Source organism: Salinigranum halophilum, assembly GCF_007004735.1.
Taxonomy (GTDB): Archaea; Halobacteriota; Halobacteria; order Halobacteriales; family Haloferacaceae; genus Salinigranum; species Salinigranum halophilum.
The window spans coordinates 61,229-78,575 of the sequence record NZ_SSNL01000004.1 but is presented as its reverse complement, the minus strand read 5'-3'; the positions used below and the strand labels follow the sequence as shown (position 1 = coordinate 78,575).

The window sequence follows — 17,347 nt, the reverse complement described above, 5'->3', positions numbered from 1 at the left end:
GTCGTCGACTCAGTCGCTCGGGGTCGCCCCCGACGACCGGTCGGCCGCCGCCCCCGGCGTGGCGGCGTCGATGTCGCCCGCGCCGAAGAGCCGCTCCCAGACGACCAGCGCGGCGGGTAAGACGAGCAGCGAGGCCATGAAGGCGTAGAACACCGACAGGGCCGCGATGAGGCCGAAGTCGCCGATGGCCGGGAACACCGACAGGACGAGGACGCCGATGCCGAACATCGTGGTGAGGACGCTGCCCAAGAGCGCGCCGCCCGTCCCGTAGACGGTCCGAGAGAGCGCCGCGCTGACCGTGGGCTGGAGCTCCCGCTCGTCGATGTAGCGGTGGGTGAGGTGCACGGAGTAGTCGATGCCGAGTCCGATGGTCATCGCCAGCACCGTGGCGGTGAAGGCGTTGAGCGAGAAGCCGAGATAGCGCATCGACCCGGCGACGAACGCGACGGTGACGACGATGGGGATGAGGTTGGCGAGCCCCAGCGTCGCCCTCCCCTCGAGGAGCCAGTAGATGAACAGCAAGAAGGCGGCGGTCCCGGCGATGGCGAGCGCGAGGCTGACGATGGCTGACTCGAAGATGATGTCCGAGATGGCCTTGAACACGACGATGCTGCCCGTCGCGGTGGCTCCCATCCGGTAGCGCTCGGCGACGGCGCGGGTGTCGTCCGTGATGGCCCCGTCGGACTCGTCGGCTTTCACCGCGTAGACGACCCGGGCGTTCCGGCGGTCCTCGGTGAGGTACTCGAGGGCCTGTCCTCTCGCAGGTGAGGCGAAGAGGTAGTCGTACACCTCGCCGAGGTTCTGGTCGGGGATGCCGTTGGCGTTGCGGTCGTTTCTCGCCACGAGGGCGTCGAACGCGGGGTCGCGCTCCTGGTAGGCGAGGATGACGGTCACGATGGACGTCTCGCGTGCGTGGCGGCCGTCGCGAACGAAGGTGTCCGGGGGGTCCTCGCCGGCGTTCCACATCGACTCCAGCGCCGAGTTCCGCTCCATCGGTCCCTCCACGAAGACCACCGTCTCGTCGTCCTCGCTCGACTCGAAGTTGTCTTCGAGGAAGTTGATGGTGGCCGTGATGGTGTACTCGCCGGGTTTGAACGGCTCGGGGAGCACGTCGTAGTAGTCGGCCGTCTCCTCCGGTGGGAGGAACTGTTCCTGTGAGAAGCTCGTGTCGATGCCGGACGCGTAGAACGCGGCGTACCCAGAGCCGAGGAGTACGACCACGAGGAACACGACCGGGGCGACCCGTGCGATCGTCACACCGCCCGAAAGCACCCCGCCGAGCGAGGAGCCTTCCGAGCCGATGGGTGCCTGCGAGAGCGTCGGGATGGGGTAGCGCTCGCGGAGTTCGTCGGTGTACAGCTTCAGCGCGGGGAGGAAGACGCCGAAGATGAGGAAGGTGAAGGTGATGCCGATGGCGGCGACGACGCCGAACTCCCGGATGGGCAGGAGGCCGCTCACGAGGTTCGAAGAGAAGCCGATGACCGTCGTGGCGGTGACGATGAAGAAGGCCACGAGCAACTGGTCCGTCGTGGTCCGCATCGCCGTCACGGGGTCGTCCTCGACCAGGCGCTCCTCGCGGTAGCGATTGATGGCGTGGATGCCGAAGTCGATCCCGACAGCCAACAGGAGCGGCGGCACGGCGATGAGGATCTGCGAGAACGCGATACCGGCGAAGCCCATGAAGCCGAACGTCCAGACGATGGCCATCCCGAGCGCGACGGTCCCGAGGACGAGGTCGACCAGGTCGCGGTAGGCCACGACGAGAAAGAGGATGATGAAGAACACGGCGGCGGGGACGACGATGAGCAGCGAGTCGCCGATGACGGTGCCGAACTCCTGGGCGATGACACCCGAGCCGAAGACGACGATGTCGCCGCCGGCGGCGTCGGCGATGTACACCGCCTCGAGCTGGATGGGTTCGAGCGGGCTGGCCCCGCCCTGTCCCGACCCGCCCGAGATGCCGCTCGGCACCTCGTGGCGGACGACACCGACCGTCGCGGAGGCGGACGCCGCTGTCGGATTGAAGTCGTCGCTCAGGAGCGAGGCGAAGCCGGGGTTCTCGCGGGTGAGGGTGCCGACGGCGACGCGGATTTCACCGGGCGTGGCGCGTTCGACGGCCGTTATCTCCGCTTCGAGCGTCGACGCCGAGGGGTCGAGTTGGCGGGCGACGAGGCGGGCAGCACTCTCGGTGGAGACGACGCGCATGTCCGGTTCGTTCGCCATCCGCTCTTGCACGCGGAGCATCCGGAGCAGCCCCTGTTTCGAGAGGACGTTCTCGTTGCGCTGGATGAGCTGTGTCGACCCCTCGTCGGGTGCGAACGGGTCGGAGAACTTGTCGTTGACGTCCTGTAGCGCCTGCTCGGCGGGGACGTCCTCGGAGAACTGCTCCGTGCCCGACTCGGTCGACACGGCGGGGAGGCCCGCGGCGAACCCGGCGGTCAGGAGGACGAAGACGAGCACGACGGTGCCCGGCCGGCCCGTGATCCACCCGTCGGCCGCGTCGATGAGTCGCTGGTACTCGACCTTCGGTGCCACGGCGTCGTCTCACCTCCGCCGGACGACGACGACCGCCGCACCGATGAGGACGACGGCACCCACGCCGACGACGAGGCCGAGCGGGAAGCCGCCGCCGGACGACTCCTCGACGGTCACGGGCAGTCTGAACGAGTCGGAGACCTGCGTCGTGCCATCCTCGCGGTCGTACTCGAAGTCGACGGAGACCGGGTAGTCCTTGGCGAATGTCGAGCCCGCGGTGCTTATCTGGAAGGTGACCTCGGCGGACTCACCGGGTTCGAGTGCGTCGATGAACGCCTCGTCGTCGCTGGACGAGATGGGGTCGTCGACGAACAGCTTCGCCGAGATGTCCGAGAGCGTCTCGTCTTCGGTGTTGGTGACCGTCAGGGTCAGCCGTCCCGAGTCGCCGGCGGCCAGGGTCGAGTCGTCGGCCTCGACGGTGAAGGGGTCGCGCTCGGCGTCGACCTGGATTCGTGCGGTCAGCGGGTCGCTCGTTCGGGTGTCGCCGTCCTCGTTCTCGTACCGGACCGCGAAGGAGAGCTGTCTCGACCCGGGGTCGGCGGCGCTCGACACCTCGACGTCGAACGCGAAGTCGGCCGACTCGCCCGCGGCGAGATCGGGGATGGCGAACTCCGTCTCACTCGCGTCGAAGTTGGCGCTCGCCGGCCGGAGGACGACGACGGCGTCGGAAATCGGCGACGGCCCCTCGTTCGTCACCGTCCCCTCGACGGTGCCCTCGTAGTTGACGCGCAACGAGGAGGAGACGTCCGCGAGCGAGAACGACTGCTCGGCGAGCGGGCGCACGCTGGTCCGGAGTTCGTTCGAGGTCCGGACGATGCCGTCGGTGTCGGTGTAGGTGACCGCGCCGGTGAGCGTGTAGTCACGGCGTTCGGCGTCCGCGGCGATGGCGACGGGGAAGGTCACCGTCCGCGTCTCCCCGGGTCGCCACGTCCCGACGAAGCTCTCCGCGGTGGCGACGCCACCGAAACTGAGGTCGCTGTTGGCGGAGGTGAGTCCGACGCTCGCCTCGCGGGCGGGGTCGGTCCCCACGTTCCGCACCGAGACGGCCATGGTCCCGTTGGCACCGACCTGGACGCCGGTGTCGACGCCGACGACCCGGAAGCGGGCCTGGTCCTCGACGACGATGGGAATCGTGAGCCGTCGCGTCACGGAGCGGTCGTTGAACCGGGGGTTGTCGTTCGGTGTCGCCTCGTCGTACGTCACCGTGCCGGTGTAAGTGTACGAGACCGTGACCGGGAGTTCGTACCGTCCGGGCGGGACGAACTCGGGGACGGTGAGGTCGATCTCGACGGGGCCGACGACGCCTTCGGGGACCTGCCCGACGGCGACGCTCTCCGTCTCGACGTCGAGGCCACGGACCTCGCCGACGTCGAGAGTCGTCGCGCGAGCGGTCGTGACTCGCTCGGTGAACCGCTCGGGGCCGCCGCGGACGATGACGCCGTCGTTGACGACGGCCACCCTGAGGGTGGTCGCCTCGCCGGGGGCGACACGGTTGTCCGGCACGGAGAGCGAGAGGTCGGGCCGGCCGATGACCTGGTTCTCCGCGGCGCTCGCGAGGGGGAGGCCCGAGAGGACGACGAGGAGGGCGACGACGACAGTGAGGAGTGAGCGTGTCGGGGCCATATGAGGTTGAGTATTCACTCATCTTCGACAGCGGGCGATAATAACGTGTCGCCTGTTCATCCCGGCTGAGCGAGCGGTGTGCGCCACACGGTGGCACCCGAAGCACGGACGGCTCTGCCTGACGGGCAGTCCCGGTGCCAAACGTTTTGCGCGGGGGGACCCACGGTTCAGTCTACTCATGAGCCGGACGCAGGAGTCGACGGTCGAGGTCGAGGTGTTACTCTACGACGGGTTCGACGAACTCGACGGCGTCGGACCGTACGAGGTGTTTCAGACGGCGGGGGCGTTCGGCGGGGACGTCGCGGTTCGGACGGTCACGCTCGAGGAGCGAGCGCTGGTGACCGCGAGCCACGGACTCCGTATCGGCGTCGACGGGGTGCTCGACGCGCCAGACGTACTCGTCGTCCCCGGTGGCGGGTGGAACGCCGGTGACGACCGACCGGGTGCTCGCCGCGAGGCAGAGCGCGGGGCGGTTCCCGAGGCGGTGCGCGAGCGCGCCGAGGCGGGTTCGACAGTCGCCGCCGTCTGTACGGGGGGGATGCTCCTCGCCGAGGCCGGACTCCTCGACGGGCGGCCCGCCGTGACGCACGCGAGTGCGCTTGACGACCTGCGGGCGACCGACGCAGACGTGGTCGACGCCCGCATCGTCGACACCGGCGACGTCCTCACCGCCGGCGGCATCACCTCCGGGCTGGACCTCGCGCTGCACCTCGTGGGTCGGTACTTCGGGGCCGACGTCGCCGACCGGGTGGCACGGGAGTTGGAGTACGACACCGACCCCTCACGCGTGTTCGTCGCGGGCGAGGCCGACGAGTAACGCGCCGGCAACGAGCGTACAGCCGGCGAGGAGCGTCCAGCCCGCGTCGTACGAGAGGGTGTCGGCGAGGAAGCCGAAGACCGGCGGGGCGGTCAGGCCGCCGAGATTGAGCGCAGTCTGTCCGCCGGCGGTGGCCGCCCCGACCTGGTCGTCGGGGACGAGCGCGGTGAGACAGGCGTAGTAGACGCCGGGGAAGCCGAGGATGAAGAGGCCGAGCACGGCGAACGCGACGCCTGCTGTCGCGGGCGTCCCGGCAGCGACGACCCCGCCGAAGGCGACGCCGGCGAGGAGCGCCTGGACGACGAGCACCCGCGCCGAGGCCCGCGCGTTGCTCCCGGGGAGCGCGTCGGCGACGCTCCCGCCGACGAGACGGCCGAGGCTCCCCGTCACCTGCACACCCGCGAGCACCAGCCCACCGACGGCTGCGGCCGCGCCGACCGACTCGGTGAGGTGGAGCACGACGTAGCCGGTGGTGGTGAACACCGCGGCACCGAGGAAGAAGCCGGCGGCGACGAGCGGACGGTAGCCCGCGAGGCCGGCGAGGCCGCGGAGATCGGGCGGCGAGAGGTCGCCCGACCCGGCGCGACCACGGTACGTCGTCGCGAAGACGGCGGCGACGACGACGGCCAGCACCGCGGCGACGCCGAAGCCGACCCGCCAGCCGTAGCGCGTGCCGGCCGCACTCGTGACGAGGAGCGCGCCGAGGCCGCTCCCGGCGGTGACGCCGACCTGCTTGACGTTCATCGCCAGGTTCCGCCGCTCGGCGGGTGCGACGACGATGACGGCGCGGTTGGTCGCGGGCATCCCGTCGCGTACGCGCAGCCGACGACGACCAGGGCGACGAGCAGCAGTGAGAAGGAGGGCGCGAGCGCGACGCCGACCATCGCCGCCGCGAGCGCGGCGAGACCGAGGACCATCACCGGCCGCTCGCCGTAGCCGTCGACGGCCGCACCGGTGAGGAACAAGCACGCGGTGTAGCCGGCCATCGTCGCCGTGAGCGAGACGCCGACCAGCGTGCGCGAGACGCCGAAACTCTCGCGGACGAAGGCGGTCGCCGCGAAGATGGCGTAGAAACACAGACTCGCCGTTACCTGCCAGCCACTCACGACGCCGACACCTCGCCACGTCACGGTCGGGACTCGGGTGAGGGAGCACAAGTGCCCTCCGGCTTCGGCCGGAAACCGCACGACATCACCGCCCTCGAAAGTGTATGTACGCTGTTAACATACCTCTTCTTAACCTTTAACAGCGTTCCGTCCTACTCGTACAACGGAGGAATATCATGAGCTACGAACTCGACCCATTACCGTACGATTACGACGCACTCGAAGGCAGCATCTCCGAGCAGGTGCTCACCTGGCACCACGACACGCACCACCAGGGCTACGTAAACGGGTGGAACGCGGCGGAGGAGACGCTCGCAGAGAACCGCGAGAACGGTGAGTTCGGCTCCTCTGCGGGTGCCATCCGCAACGTCACCCACAACGGCTGTGGGCACATCCTCCACGACCTGTTCTGGCAGTGCATGTCCCCCGAGGGTGGCGACGGGCCCTCCGGTGCGCTCGCCGACAGAATCGAGGAGGACTTCGGCTCCTACGAGGCGTGGAAGGGCGAGTTCGAGGCCGCAGCCGGCGCAGCCAGCGGCTGGGCCCTGCTGGTCTACGACTCGTTCTCGAACCAGCTGCGCAACGTGGTCGTCGACAAGCACGACCAGGGCGCGCTCTGGGGCAGCCACCCCGTCCTCGCACTCGACGTGTGGGAACACTCGTACTACTACGACTACGGCCCGGCCCGCGGCGACTTCGTCTCGGCGTTCTTCGACGTCGTCGACTGGGACGAGCCCGCAGCCCGCTACGAGCAGGCAGTCGAGCTGTTCGAGTAAGCGACGACTCGGTCGACCTTCCGTTCTTTTATCCAACACTCCGAGCGACAGCGTTCTCGTCCCGACCGTCCCGTACGGGTACCACGGTGGTGTCTGTTGGTCTACGCATGTCCGGAGACCGCATCGTCGAGTTCATCGAGGACTGGCAGACCGGCTTCTTTCTCGTCCTCGCCGTCGCGGGTCTCGGGGTCGTCGTGGGAGTGGCCGGTCTACGACTCGCCGGCCCACCGGGGTTCTTCGCCGGGTTCCTGGGCGGTGTCGGCCTCTCTTTTCTCGCCTACTCGTATCTCCGGTACGGGCGCTGACACCGCCTGGTCGGAAGAGGACACACGTTTACCTGCCAACGCCGAAGCGTCTCCCATGCCCCGTCCCAAAGAGGACTTCGACACGCTGTACCCATACCAGATGTACACGCCCGCCGAGGTGCTCGACCCCGACCTGATGTACACGGTCCCCGAAATCGGCCGGCGACTGCAGGACCTCGCGCCCGACACGCATCTGGAAGAAGAGACCGAGGCGCGCATCATCGCCTGGACCATCCCGTGGCTCGTCTATCACCAGAAGGACATGGTCATCAACGACCCGGAGGGGGACGAACCGGGCTACTTCGGCGTGAGCGACGAGGCGGTCGCGGCGCTCGAAGACGACTGACCGCTCGCACCTCAGGCACGCGCCCGCGCGGCCTGTAACGACTGTTCCAGCGCTCCGAACGGGTCGTCCAGGACGCTCGGCCCGTGGCCGGTGTGGAGCACCTGGAGGGTCTCGTCGACCGCCTCCACCACGCGCTCGATGCTCTCGACGAGCGTGCGGCCGTCGCCGCCGGGGAGGTCGGTCCGGCCGAAGCTCCCGCCGGCGAAGACGAGGTCACCGGCGAACAGCACGCCCGAGTCGGGGTCGTACAGGCAGAGGTGGTCGGCGGCGTGACCGGGCGTGTGGAGCGCGCGGAACGCGTCCGTTCCGATGCGGACGACGTCGCCGTCGTCGATTCGGTTGTCCACTGCCGGATGCGACGCGTCGAACCCCCACGTCTCGACGTCGAACCGGTCTCTGATGGCGTCGACGTTGCCGACGTGGTCCGGGTGGGTGTGGGTGATGACGACGGCGTCGAGGTGGTCGACGTCCCCTTCGAGGTGCGAGACGGCGTCGAAGTTCGCCCCGGTGTCGACCAGGACGGTTCGCCCGTCCGCGCCGTGGTCCCCGCGGGCCGCCGGCGAGACGAGGAAGGCGTTGCTAGTGAAGGCGTCGACGTCGCGAGCGATGTTGTGTATCACAAGCTGAGTGCGCGCGCCGGGTACTTCGGCGTTTCCCGGTCCGGTCCGTGGTCGACCGACGGCGTCACGGCGTCACGGCGTCGGTGGGTGTCGTCTGTCCGGCGACGTCCACCGCGAGCGCCCGTTCGACCACCGGCGTGAGGTCGCCGCGGATCGAGCGGAGGAGCGTGCCGAAGTGGCCCGTGTCCCAGGCGGTCCGGTTCTCGGCCGGCACGCCCCACGCGTCGAGCGTCGCCGTGAGCGTGTGCGGCGGGACCAGGGTGTCTCGACGGCCAAAGACGGGGAAGACCCGGTCGGGGTCGAGTCCGCACGACTCGGGCGGGTTCAACAGCGGGCTCAGTTCGTGCAGGTGCGGGTACCAGCCCGCCCCACGGAGCACGTCGTCGAGGTCGAGCAGGGGCGAGAGGTCGCCTTCGACGAGGACGGCGTCGACGTCGCCCGTCGCCGCCACGGGGACGACGCTGTCGGGACGGGCCGACGCGGGCCACGAGCCACAGCGTCCTGCGACGTGCATCGCGACGATGCCGCCGAGGCTGACACCGCCGAGGGCGACGGTCGACCCCTCCGCGTGCGCCCAGTCGACGAAGCAGCCGGCTTCGACGGTCGCGGTCGCGTAGAGCTGGAACATCGACTCCGGCGCGCGGGCGAGGTACGACTCGCCGCTGAACCGCCCGAGCGGTTCGCGCCGTCCGTGCCACGGGGCGTCGGGGAGGACGACGCGAACCCCCTCGGACGCGAGCGCGCGGCCGAGGTACGCCTCCTCGGGCCAGTAGGCGGCGCAGTCGTTCACCATGCCTAGCCCGCCGTAGAAGACGAGTGTCGGGAGGTCGTCGCCGGCGTCGGGCGGTTCGTACACCCGGGCGACGGCGTCGTCGGAGACGTACGGCGACGGGGTAAGAAACCGGAGCCAGTACTCGGCGGTGCCCGGCCCGGGGACCCAGTCGGAGCGCTCGACGCGCGGGAACCGCTCGGAGACGCCGTAGACCTCTCCGGGGGCGGCGAGGTCGGTGTGGTACTTCGAGCGCACGGCGTCGACGGCGGGAACGGCGTAGTCGACGGGCGGGACGAGGTGGTCGTCGACGAGGAAGCCGAAGACGTCGGCGACGTCACGGCGGCGGTGCTCGGCCCGCCGCCGCTCGCGCTCGGCGTGGAGACGGTCGTCGACCGACGAGGACGGGTCCCAGAGGACCTCGTGCCACCGGTCGGCGGCGTCGAGCGCGGCTTCCCGCCGCGACGCGTAGGCAGCGAGCGCGGACTCGATGCGACCCGAGAGATGTGGGGCGGGTGGAGCCCCCACCGCGCGGAGGTACTCCCGGGGGGACGCGCCGAGGGCGACGTCGGCCGCGGCCCGGGCGCGCTGGAGCGCGAACTCCCGCCGGAGCGACCGGGTCTTCAGCCGCTCGAACCACGCGGTGTCGAGCACGCCGCCGAGCGGCGACGCCAGGAGGCGGTGGACCGTCGGAGTCTCGAGGTGAGCCATACCGTCGAATGGAGTGAAATACTAATGATACTTTGTGTGGTCCCGGCGCGGCCGGGCGAACGATTCATACGGATTTTTCACCCGGGACTCTCGATGGGGTGTATGGACGAAGCACCAGACGTAGGCGAGTTGACACCCCCGAACCGGACCCTGATGGGCCCCGGTCCGAGCGACGTCCACCCCCGCGTGCTTCGCGCGATGAGCACCCCGCTCGTGGGCCACCTCGACCCCTCGTTCATCGACATCATGAACGAGGTCCAAGAGCTCCTCCGGTACACGTTCCGGACCGACAACCAGTGGACCATCCCCGTCTCGGGGACGGGGTCGGCGTCGATGGAGGCCGCCATCGGCAACCTCGTCGAGCCCGGCGACACCATGTTGGTGCCGACGAACGGCTACTTCGGCGGCCGCATGGCGTCGATGGCCGAGCGCGCCGGCGGCGACGTCGTCCACGTCGAGGCACCCTGGGGCGAACCGCTCGACCCCGTCGACGTCGAGGCGGCCTTCGACGAACACCAGCCCGACGTGTTCGGGTTCGTCCACGCCGAGACCTCGACGGGCGTGAAGCAGCCGAACGTCCCCGAACTGACCGACATCGCCCACAGCCACGACGCGTACGTCGTCGCCGACTCCGTCACCTCCCTCGGCGGCGTCGAACTCCGCGTCGACGAGTGGGACGTCGACGTCGCCTACTCGGGGCCGCAGAAGTGTCTCTCCTGCCCGCCGGGTGCGTCGCCGCTCACGCTGAGCGACCGCGCGATGGACAAGGTGCTCTCCCGCGAGGAAGAGCCGCGGTCGTGGTACCTCGACCTCTCGTTGCTCGAAGGCTACTGGGGCGACGAGCGCGCGTACCACCACACCGCCCCCGTGACGAACGTCTACGCGCTGCGCGAGGCGCTCCGATTGGTGGCTGAGGAGGGCATCGAGAACCGCTGGGAGCGCCATCTGGCGGTCGCGGGCGAACTCAAGTCGGGGCTCGAGGCCATGGGCCTCGAGATGAACGCGCCCGACGAGTACTGGCTTCCCTCGCTGAACGCGGTGCGCGTCCCCGACGGCGTCGACGACGGCGCGGTCATCTCGTACCTGCTGGACGAGTACGACCTCGAGATCGCCTCCGGGCTCGGCGACCTCGCGGGTGACATCTGGCGCATCGGCTGCATGGGCTATTCGGCTCGAAAGAAGAACGTCGAGTACGTCCTCTCGGCGCTCGCGGACGGCCTCGAACGGGAAGGCTACGACGCACAGCAGGCCACGCCGGTCGCCTCCGACGACTGAGGCTCGCTGTTCTCGCCGTTCGCCCCCGTCTCACTCGGGTTCTCGGTAGTGAGCGAACTCCACGAGGTTCCCGTCCGGGTCTCTGACGTAAACCGACGCCATCTCGCTACGCGCACCCGACCGGGTGTCGGGACCTTCGACGACCGACACGCCGGCACTCTCGATTCGTTCGACGACGGCCCGAATCGGCTCGTCGACGACCAGACAGAAGTCGGCCGACCCCGGCGCGGGGTCGGCAGCGTGTGGCTCGTACTCGTCGCCAGCGGGGTGGAGGTCGAGCTTCGTGGTACCGAACGAGAGTGCGACGCGACCGCCGGCGAACGTCTCGACGGTCACCACGTCGAGGTCTCCGCGTAGAACTCACAGGTCCGTTCGACGTCGGTCGCGTACAGGACGAGGTGGTCGATTCCGGTGACGTGCAGGGGTGTGAGAAGCCGACGAGAGACAAACCTCTGGCGGCGTCTCCCGCTCACCACTCCGAGAGCGCCCCGGGGCCGTGGAGCGCCACGAGCGTCCCGACGAAGGCCGCAACGCCGGTCAGGGCGAACGCGCCGCCGACGTAGAACACCCACGACATACCGATTTCGGTCATGAGCCACCCCCCCAGGAGTGGTGCGGCGATGCTCCCCGGCCGCCAGAGCAGGTCGCGGACGCCGAAACTGGAGGCGACACCGCCCGAGTCGGTCCCTTCGTCGGCGAACAGCGCCATGCTCGCGGGTTCGCGGAGGCTGTCGGCCACGCCCAGCGACCCGCTGAGGGCGACGAGCGGGAGGAACGCCGGAGAGAGCGGCCCGAGGAGTGGAAGCGTCGCGGGGAGGCCGAGCGCCGCTCCCACCGCCGGTGAGAAGGGGACGAGGAGGGCGACGAGTCCGTAGAGCGCCCCGCCGATGGCGACGAACGACGCGCGGCCGTATCGGTCCGAGAGTCGACCCATCGTCGGCTGTGAGAGCATGTTGGTGAACTTCTCGGCGACGACGGTGAGGCTCACCGCGAGCGCGCCGTACGCGAGGCCACCGGTCGCGGCGGAGACGCCAGCGAAGATGGGCACCCACGTCCGGACCAACGTGACGGCGACGGCGTACTGCGTGCGGAAGGTCGCGATAGTGAGGATACGCCCGTTGAGCGCGAGGTCCGAGAAGGGAAAGCCCTCGACGACGGTGTCGTCAGGCGGGAGCAGCCACCAGACGAGCGCCGTCGTGACGACGAAGACGGCGGTGACGACGGTGAACACGGGGCCGAAGCCGAACTGGTCGTAGAGCAGGCCCGCGCTCAGGCTGCCGACGATGGAGGCGGCGAACGCGGCGGCGTTGGCCTTCCCGATGTAGTTGGCCCTGGTACCCGTGGTCGCGAGTTGTCCGACGAGTCCGAGCGACATGAGCGAGAGGGCGACGAAGACGACTCCCTGGACGGTTCGGAGGAGGATGAACGCGAGGCTCGACTCGACGAACGGGTACGCGGCGTAGACACCGACACCGAGGACGAGTCCGGCGAGCAGGACGTGCCGCTTGTCGCCGCGGTCACCCCACCAGGCGACGGGAACGACGGCCAGGCCAGACGAGAGCGTGAACCCCGTCGTGAAGAGTCCGATGACGACGCCCGCCGAGAGGGTCAGCCCCAACACGGTCACGGCCGAGGGGTCGAGCGCGTCGATGTACTTCGGGAGGAGGGTCGCGAGCGTGATGAACCCGAAGCCGCCGGCGAATCGGGAGACGTAGAGCGCGAAGAACGGCGAGACGGAGGGGCGTGTCACACGTGGGGTCTGCCGGGCGCGCTCAAACGCGTTGCGGTCGACTGGCTCAGTCCGTCGCGCCGACCGAGGAGCCGTCTCCGACCTCGTCGAGCGCCCACGCCGCACGGCCGCGGACCCGCTCGTCCCCGTCGTCGGTCCGGACGCGTTCGAGCACCGGGCGGGCGTGGCAGGCCTCGTCGCGGAGGTACCCCAGCGTCCAGCAGGCGTTCTCGCGAACGAGCGGGTGGTCGTCGTCGAGCGCGTCGACGAGCGGGTCGACGTGGTCGGTGACCGCCTCGGGGAACTCCCGGGCGACGCGCGCGAGCGCCGTCGACGCGTTCGCCCGCGTGACGTCGTCGGCGTCGTCGAGACACGCGAAGAGCGGGGCGACGTGCCGCTTGACCGCGACGGCCTGCGTCGTCGCGACGTCGCCGACGACGCCGGCCGCGTTGGCACGGATTCCAGCGGCGTCGGCGTCGAGGGCGTCGACGAACGTCGGGAGGGGGTCGACGACGACGTCGGGCCACTCGCCGGCGACCCGACCGATCGCACAGGTCGCGTTCAGCCGGGTCGCGGTCCGCTCGGTCTCGTCGCCGACGACGCCGGTGAGGTCTGCGACCGCCGGTCGGATGGCCTCGGGAGCCACGACGGCGATGCGTCCGAGCGCGTACGCCGCGTGTAGTCGGACGGTGGGCTCGGCCACCGTCACCAGGTCGACGAGCCGGTCGGCGGCGTCGACAACTGCCTCGGCGTCCGCGCTGGCGACGTGCGAGATGCAGGTGACGCCGGCGGTCACGGCTGCGTCGTCCGCGGCGTCGAGTGCGGAGAACACGCTCCGGACGTGCGGGGCGACCTCCGCCGGAAGCGCCGCCGCGAGCGACGCGAGGCAGGTGAGCGCGCCCGCGTGAACGGTACTGTCGGGGGGGTCCACGACGAGGTCGTGGACGCGAGGGATGGCCGCCACGCAGTCGTCGGGGCGAGCGTCCGCGAGCGTCGAGAGGCACCGAAGCGCGTCGAGGCGCGCCCCGTCGTCGTCGCTAGCCTCGAGGAGACAGAGAACGACGGTGATATCGACGAGGAGAGGGGCGTGGTCGGCGAGTCCGCGGAGCGTCGCGGCCCGACGGGCGTGGTCGGCGGGGAGCGCCTCCGTCACCGTCTCCACGCACGACACCGGTCGAACCGCCTCGACCGACGCGAACGGGAGCGGACGGGCGACCGGCGGGTCGTCGTCGACCGCGCGGACGTCGACCGTCGGGTGGCCGTCTCTCTCGACGCCGGACGGGACGGACGAGACGTCGAACGCGAACGTCAGCCGGCGGCACGTCCCGTCTTTCCACCACAGAAGGACGATACCGGTGTCGACGTCGTCGGTGAGTGTGACGAGGTCGTCGACGTCCCCGGGGACGACGGCGGCGGCTGTCGGACGCGCCAGGTCCGTGTCGGGCCGTCTCTCCGCTGCCGCCCGTGTTCTCTCCCCGTCTGCCCGTCTCCTGTTCTCGGTCACTGACTTCCATTCGAGACCGGGGCTCTTGAAATCATGCCCCTGTTCGAGACTGGCCGCTCCCGTCCGACTGCGCGCTCGAACGCGACCGGTCCTGTCCTGCGCCCACACGGGTGTCACGCGAGCGCGGTGCGACGGTGTCGTCACTCGTCGGGCGAGTGTCGCAAAGAATGAAACCGCCGTATGGCGGACCGCGGTGACCGGTATCGCCGGTCAGTCGTGGTTACTTAGTCGCGACGGACGGCGACGAGCGCCGCGGCGACGAGCGCGACGAGGGCCACGACGACGCCGAAGCCGGGCGTCGACGTGGACGTCTCGGTCGGCTCGTCCGTGGGCTCCTCAGTGGAGGGTGCCTCGGTGGGCTCCTCCGTGGGCTCGTCAGTCGGCTCTTCCGTTGGCTCTTCGGTCGGCGTCGGCTCCTCGGTCGGCGTGCTCACCGTCTCGGCGAGCTCGAACTCGAGCGAGGCGGACGCCTCGTCGTCGTCGGCGCGCAGCGTGTACGTGCCGGTTTCGACGTCGGACATGTCGATCGTGGTCGACCACTCGCCGGTCGAACCGTTGACCTCGGCCTCGTCCGAGGCGATGACGTTGTTGTCCTCACCGAGGACCTCGATGAAGACGGTCGTCTCGTCCTCACGGTTCGAGGTACCCGAGATCGTGACCTCACCCTGGGCGACCTGCCCGTCCGTGGTGAAGTCGTCGATGGTCAGCGACGGGTTCTCCGCCTGGACGGTCAGCTCGATGATCTGGTCATCGACGCCAGCGCCCGTGTACTCGTCGTTGACGATGGCGACTGCCTGCTGCGGCGTCAGGTCAGAGTCGATGAGGCCCGACCCGTCGCCGTTCGGCTCGAACGCGTAGTCACCGTCGCGGCCCTGGCCGACGATGATGAACGTGTACTGACCGCGGTTGTCGAACGCGGCGTAGTCCTCTTCGAACTCCTCTTCGTCGACGTCGATCTGCTCGAGGGAGCCCTCGCCACCGCTGGCGTCGAGGAAGTTACCGCGCGGACCGATGAGGTAGACGCGGACCGAGTCACCCTGGCCGAGCGCGCTGCCCGACAGCGTGATCTCGTCACCGACGTCTGCGGCGATGCTGGTCGACGAGAGCTCCGCCGTGAGGTCACCCTCGACGGTGCGGACCGTCGTCGTCGCCTTCGTGTCGAACTCGCTGTAGACGTCCGAGCTGATCTCGTCGTCCTGGTTCGCTGCCGTCAGGTAGTCCGTGCCATCGTCGTCGACGGGGTCGGCGACGATCGCGATGCGGTACGAGTCGGGCAGGCTGATCTCGCTGCTGGAGTCGATCTCGACCGAGAACTCACCGTCGGAGTCCACGTCGTCCTCGGAGAAGTCGTCGTCCTCGTCGACGAGCGGGACGTAGTTCTGGTCGATGCGGGCGTACGCCTTCACGTCGTCGGACTCGGCGGCGGTCCCCTCGATGGTGAACTCCTCACCGATGCGGACGACGCTCGGAGCGGACGTGATGTTGATCGACTGTTCTTCGACCGTCAGCTCGGCGGAGTCGTCGGCGCTCGAGTTGAAGCCCGTCTGAAGCGTCGAGTCGTCGGTGTTCGGTGCGTCGAGTTCGACGAACTCAACGTCGACGGTCGTGGTGTCGAGCGCGTTCGTCTGGATGCGGACCTGCGCCTCGGCCTCGTCGTCGAGATCGACGACGGCACCGACGTAGTCCTCGTCCTGATCGCCGGCGAGGTCGTCGGTACCGACGAGGGCGACGACGTCACCGGTGTCGGCGAAGGCGTCTTCGGCCGATGCATCGGTCGCGTCGAGGTCGTCGAGGTCGCCCCCTTCGACGCGGACGAGACCGTACTCACCGGGCGTGCCGGTGACCGTGGCGACGACGTTGTCGCCCTGGGTGACGCTCGACTGGTCCAGCGAGACGGACTGAGCCTCGTCACGGATGGTGAACGTCGCGCTGCGCGACGCACCGTCGAGGTCGTCTGCACCCTCGACCGTGACCGTGTACTCACCCGTGTCGAGCTCTTCGACACCTTCGAGCGTGACGCTCCCGCCCGAGTTTGCGATGGTTATCGGCGTCGAACCGAGCTGTGACTGGACCTCGAGGCCGTCTTCGTCCTCGACGGTGACCTCGACGGACTCAGCGTCGTCGAAGTTCCAGTCGGCTTCGACCGTGAGGTTGTTCGTTCCGGAGATAATCGACTCGTCGGTGATGTCTGCTCCGTCCGTGTCGGGGCCGGAGTAGAGCGTCAGGTCGGTGACGCGAGGCTCGATGACGAACAGCTCGCGGTCGGTGTCGCCCGTGCCGCCGGGCGAGTCGTAGCCACCCTGCTGGAAGTTGTTCGCTTCCGTGATGTCGGCCTGGACACCGTCGCCGATACTGGCCGTCGAACCGTCGGCGTCACCGGACTCGCCGGTGAACGTCGCGGCGCTGCCGGCGTCGACGCCGGGCAGGGCCGTCAGGTCGACGTCTTCCTCACCGAGGTAGACCGAGCCACCGTCGGCGATGATGCGGCCCCCGGAGACGCTGAAGTCCGCAGTCGTCGACTGCGTGTTGGTCTCGGAGTCGATGTTGACCGTGAGCGGACCCTGCGGGTCGACGCCCGTGAGGTCGTGCTCGACGTTCATCGAGACGGTGACGGTGTTGTCACCGGAGTCCGGCACGCCGGTGTCCGTCACGTCGACGCGGACGTACGAGTCTTGCACCTCGGTCTGCGAGACAGTGACGTTGCTCGAGTCACTGCTCGACAGGTCGGAGATGCCTGTAATCGTCCCGACGGGGTAGGTGACGTTGATGGTGTCTGAGGTATCATTTGCAACCGTTACGTCGAACGACACGCTCTGGCTCACGGACGCCGTGTCCGCCGGTACGTTGGCGGCGGAGCCGTTCGCGAGGCCAGTAGCGGCCGCTGCGGCTGTACCTGTGAACGCGATGGTCCCTGCGAAGACCGAGAGGACCATCAGGGCTGTGAGTACAACAGCGCGGATTTTTTCGTTTGTGTCTGACATAGTTTCGGAGGATCGCAACTGCAGTCGGGGACAACACCTTTCTCGCGTGGTCAGCGAGGGATGCTGGAGGGTCACGCATACTCGCTGTTGCCACCTGGGCAGGGGTACGTGTCAGGCCTGTGTTGCTTTGTATAAGTGCCTTGTGTTATCGAGTAATCAGATAGCCAGACGACACCGCGTTCGCCGTGGGACCGCGCATCGTCGGAGACCACGAAAGCGGTCGAACGGGGTCGACCCGACGTCGTCCCGG

At 69.0% G+C, this 17,347-nt stretch carries 14 protein-coding genes and 1 pseudogene; 5 read left to right on the top strand and 10 right to left on the bottom strand.

The window, feature by feature from the left end; translation table 11 throughout:
• Positions 1-9: 9 nt before the first annotated feature.
• A complete protein-coding gene (locus tag E6N53_RS08985) occupies positions 10-2,535 on the bottom strand; it encodes an efflux RND transporter permease subunit (protein WP_142858616.1) in 2,526 nt (841 codons plus the stop codon).
• Between the two features lie 9 nt (positions 2,536-2,544).
• Entirely contained in the window at positions 2,545-4,158 is a 1,614-nt protein-coding gene (locus tag E6N53_RS08980) for a COG1361 S-layer family protein (RefSeq protein WP_142858614.1), read from the bottom strand.
• A 178-nt stretch (positions 4,159-4,336) separates the two neighbouring features.
• Here E6N53_RS08980 and E6N53_RS08975 point away from each other — a divergent pair, with 178 nt between their 5' ends.
• Positions 4,337-4,975 (top strand): DJ-1/PfpI family protein, encoded by a 639-nt coding sequence (locus E6N53_RS08975; protein WP_142858612.1) that lies wholly within the window; start codon positions 4,337-4,339, stop codon positions 4,973-4,975.
• Here E6N53_RS08975 and E6N53_RS08970 read toward each other — a convergent pair.
• Positions 4,940-6,105 (bottom strand): annotated as a pseudogene (locus tag E6N53_RS08970) (MFS transporter). The gene E6N53_RS08975 and the pseudogene E6N53_RS08970 overlap by 36 nt on opposite strands.
• A gap of 152 nt (positions 6,106-6,257) precedes the next feature.
• On the opposite strand from E6N53_RS08970, the gene sod reads away from it, so the two are divergent.
• From sod to E6N53_RS08955, 3 genes are all read left to right on the top strand, one after another.
• Positions 6,258-6,857, top strand: coding sequence for a superoxide dismutase (gene sod, locus E6N53_RS08965; protein ID WP_142858610.1), 600 nt, complete (start codon positions 6,258-6,260; stop codon positions 6,855-6,857).
• Between the two features lie 107 nt (positions 6,858-6,964).
• Complete coding sequence (locus E6N53_RS08960) at positions 6,965-7,162, top strand: DUF8144 family membrane protein (RefSeq protein ID WP_142858608.1); 198 nt, start codon at positions 6,965-6,967, stop codon at positions 7,160-7,162.
• 55 nt (positions 7,163-7,217) lie between these two features.
• Positions 7,218-7,508: a DUF5827 family protein gene (locus tag E6N53_RS08955; RefSeq protein WP_142858606.1), complete on the top strand. Its 291-nt coding sequence runs from the start codon at positions 7,218-7,220 to the stop codon at positions 7,506-7,508.
• Positions 7,509-7,519: 11 nt separating this feature from the next.
• On the opposite strand, the gene E6N53_RS08950 is transcribed toward E6N53_RS08955, so the two are convergent.
• Positions 7,520-8,128 (bottom strand): MBL fold metallo-hydrolase, encoded by a 609-nt coding sequence (locus tag E6N53_RS08950; RefSeq protein ID WP_142858604.1) that lies wholly within the window; start codon positions 8,126-8,128, stop codon positions 7,520-7,522.
• Positions 8,129-8,192: 64 nt separating this feature from the next.
• Positions 8,193-9,608, bottom strand: coding sequence for an alpha/beta hydrolase (locus tag E6N53_RS08945; RefSeq protein WP_142858602.1), 1,416 nt, complete (start codon positions 9,606-9,608; stop codon positions 8,193-8,195).
• Positions 9,609-9,710: 102 nt separating this feature from the next.
• Here E6N53_RS08945 and E6N53_RS08940 point away from each other — a divergent pair, with 102 nt between their 5' ends.
• On the top strand, positions 9,711-10,883 hold the full coding sequence (locus E6N53_RS08940) for a pyridoxal-phosphate-dependent aminotransferase family protein (protein WP_201741110.1): 1,173 nt from the start codon (positions 9,711-9,713) through the stop codon (positions 10,881-10,883).
• A gap of 30 nt (positions 10,884-10,913) precedes the next feature.
• Here the strand turns inward: E6N53_RS08940 and E6N53_RS08935 are convergent, their stop codons facing one another.
• The 5 genes from E6N53_RS08935 to E6N53_RS08920 all read right to left on the bottom strand — a co-directional run bounded on the left by E6N53_RS08935 (position 10,914) and on the right by E6N53_RS08920 (position 17,097).
• The gene (locus tag E6N53_RS08935; protein WP_201741109.1) at positions 10,914-11,219 is read right to left on the bottom strand and encodes a VOC family protein; all 306 of its coding nucleotides are present in this window, start codon (positions 11,217-11,219) and stop codon (positions 10,914-10,916) included.
• A complete protein-coding gene (locus tag E6N53_RS21010; protein WP_201741108.1) occupies positions 11,216-11,356 on the bottom strand; it encodes a VOC family protein in 141 nt (46 codons plus the stop codon). Before E6N53_RS21010 ends, E6N53_RS08935 begins: the two co-directional genes overlap by 4 nt.
• Positions 11,353-12,633, bottom strand: coding sequence for an MFS transporter (locus E6N53_RS08930; protein ID WP_142858598.1), 1,281 nt, complete (start codon positions 12,631-12,633; stop codon positions 11,353-11,355). Before E6N53_RS08930 ends, E6N53_RS21010 begins: the two co-directional genes overlap by 4 nt.
• Before the next feature lie 46 nt (positions 12,634-12,679).
• Complete coding sequence (locus tag E6N53_RS08925; protein WP_142858595.1) at positions 12,680-14,116, bottom strand: HEAT repeat domain-containing protein; 1,437 nt, start codon at positions 14,114-14,116, stop codon at positions 12,680-12,682.
• Positions 14,117-14,340: 224 nt separating this feature from the next.
• Entirely contained in the window at positions 14,341-17,097 is a 2,757-nt protein-coding gene (locus tag E6N53_RS08920) for a surface glycoprotein (protein ID WP_142858593.1), read from the bottom strand.
• Positions 17,098-17,347 lie beyond the last annotated feature (250 nt).

Bases quoted from the DNA above. Each gene is read 5' to 3' on its own strand.
- sod (WP_142858610.1), top strand. From the start codon at position 6,258: ATGAGCTACGAACTCGACCCATTACCGTACGATTACGACGCACTCGAA.
- E6N53_RS08975 (WP_142858612.1), top strand. From the start codon at position 4,337: ATGAGCCGGACGCAGGAGTCGACGGTCGAGGTCGAGGTGTTACTCTAC.
- E6N53_RS08980 (WP_142858614.1), bottom strand. From the start codon at position 4,158: ATGGCCCCGACACGCTCACTCCTCACTGTCGTCGTCGCCCTCCTCGTC.
- E6N53_RS08945 (WP_142858602.1), bottom strand. From the start codon at position 9,608: ATGGCTCACCTCGAGACTCCGACGGTCCACCGCCTCCTGGCGTCGCCG.
- E6N53_RS08940 (WP_201741110.1), top strand. From the start codon at position 9,711: ATGGACGAAGCACCAGACGTAGGCGAGTTGACACCCCCGAACCGGACC.
- E6N53_RS08960 (WP_142858608.1), top strand. From the start codon at position 6,965: ATGTCCGGAGACCGCATCGTCGAGTTCATCGAGGACTGGCAGACCGGC.
- E6N53_RS08955 (WP_142858606.1), top strand. From the start codon at position 7,218: ATGCCCCGTCCCAAAGAGGACTTCGACACGCTGTACCCATACCAGATG.
- E6N53_RS08920 (WP_142858593.1), bottom strand. From the start codon at position 17,097: ATGTCAGACACAAACGAAAAAATCCGCGCTGTTGTACTCACAGCCCTG.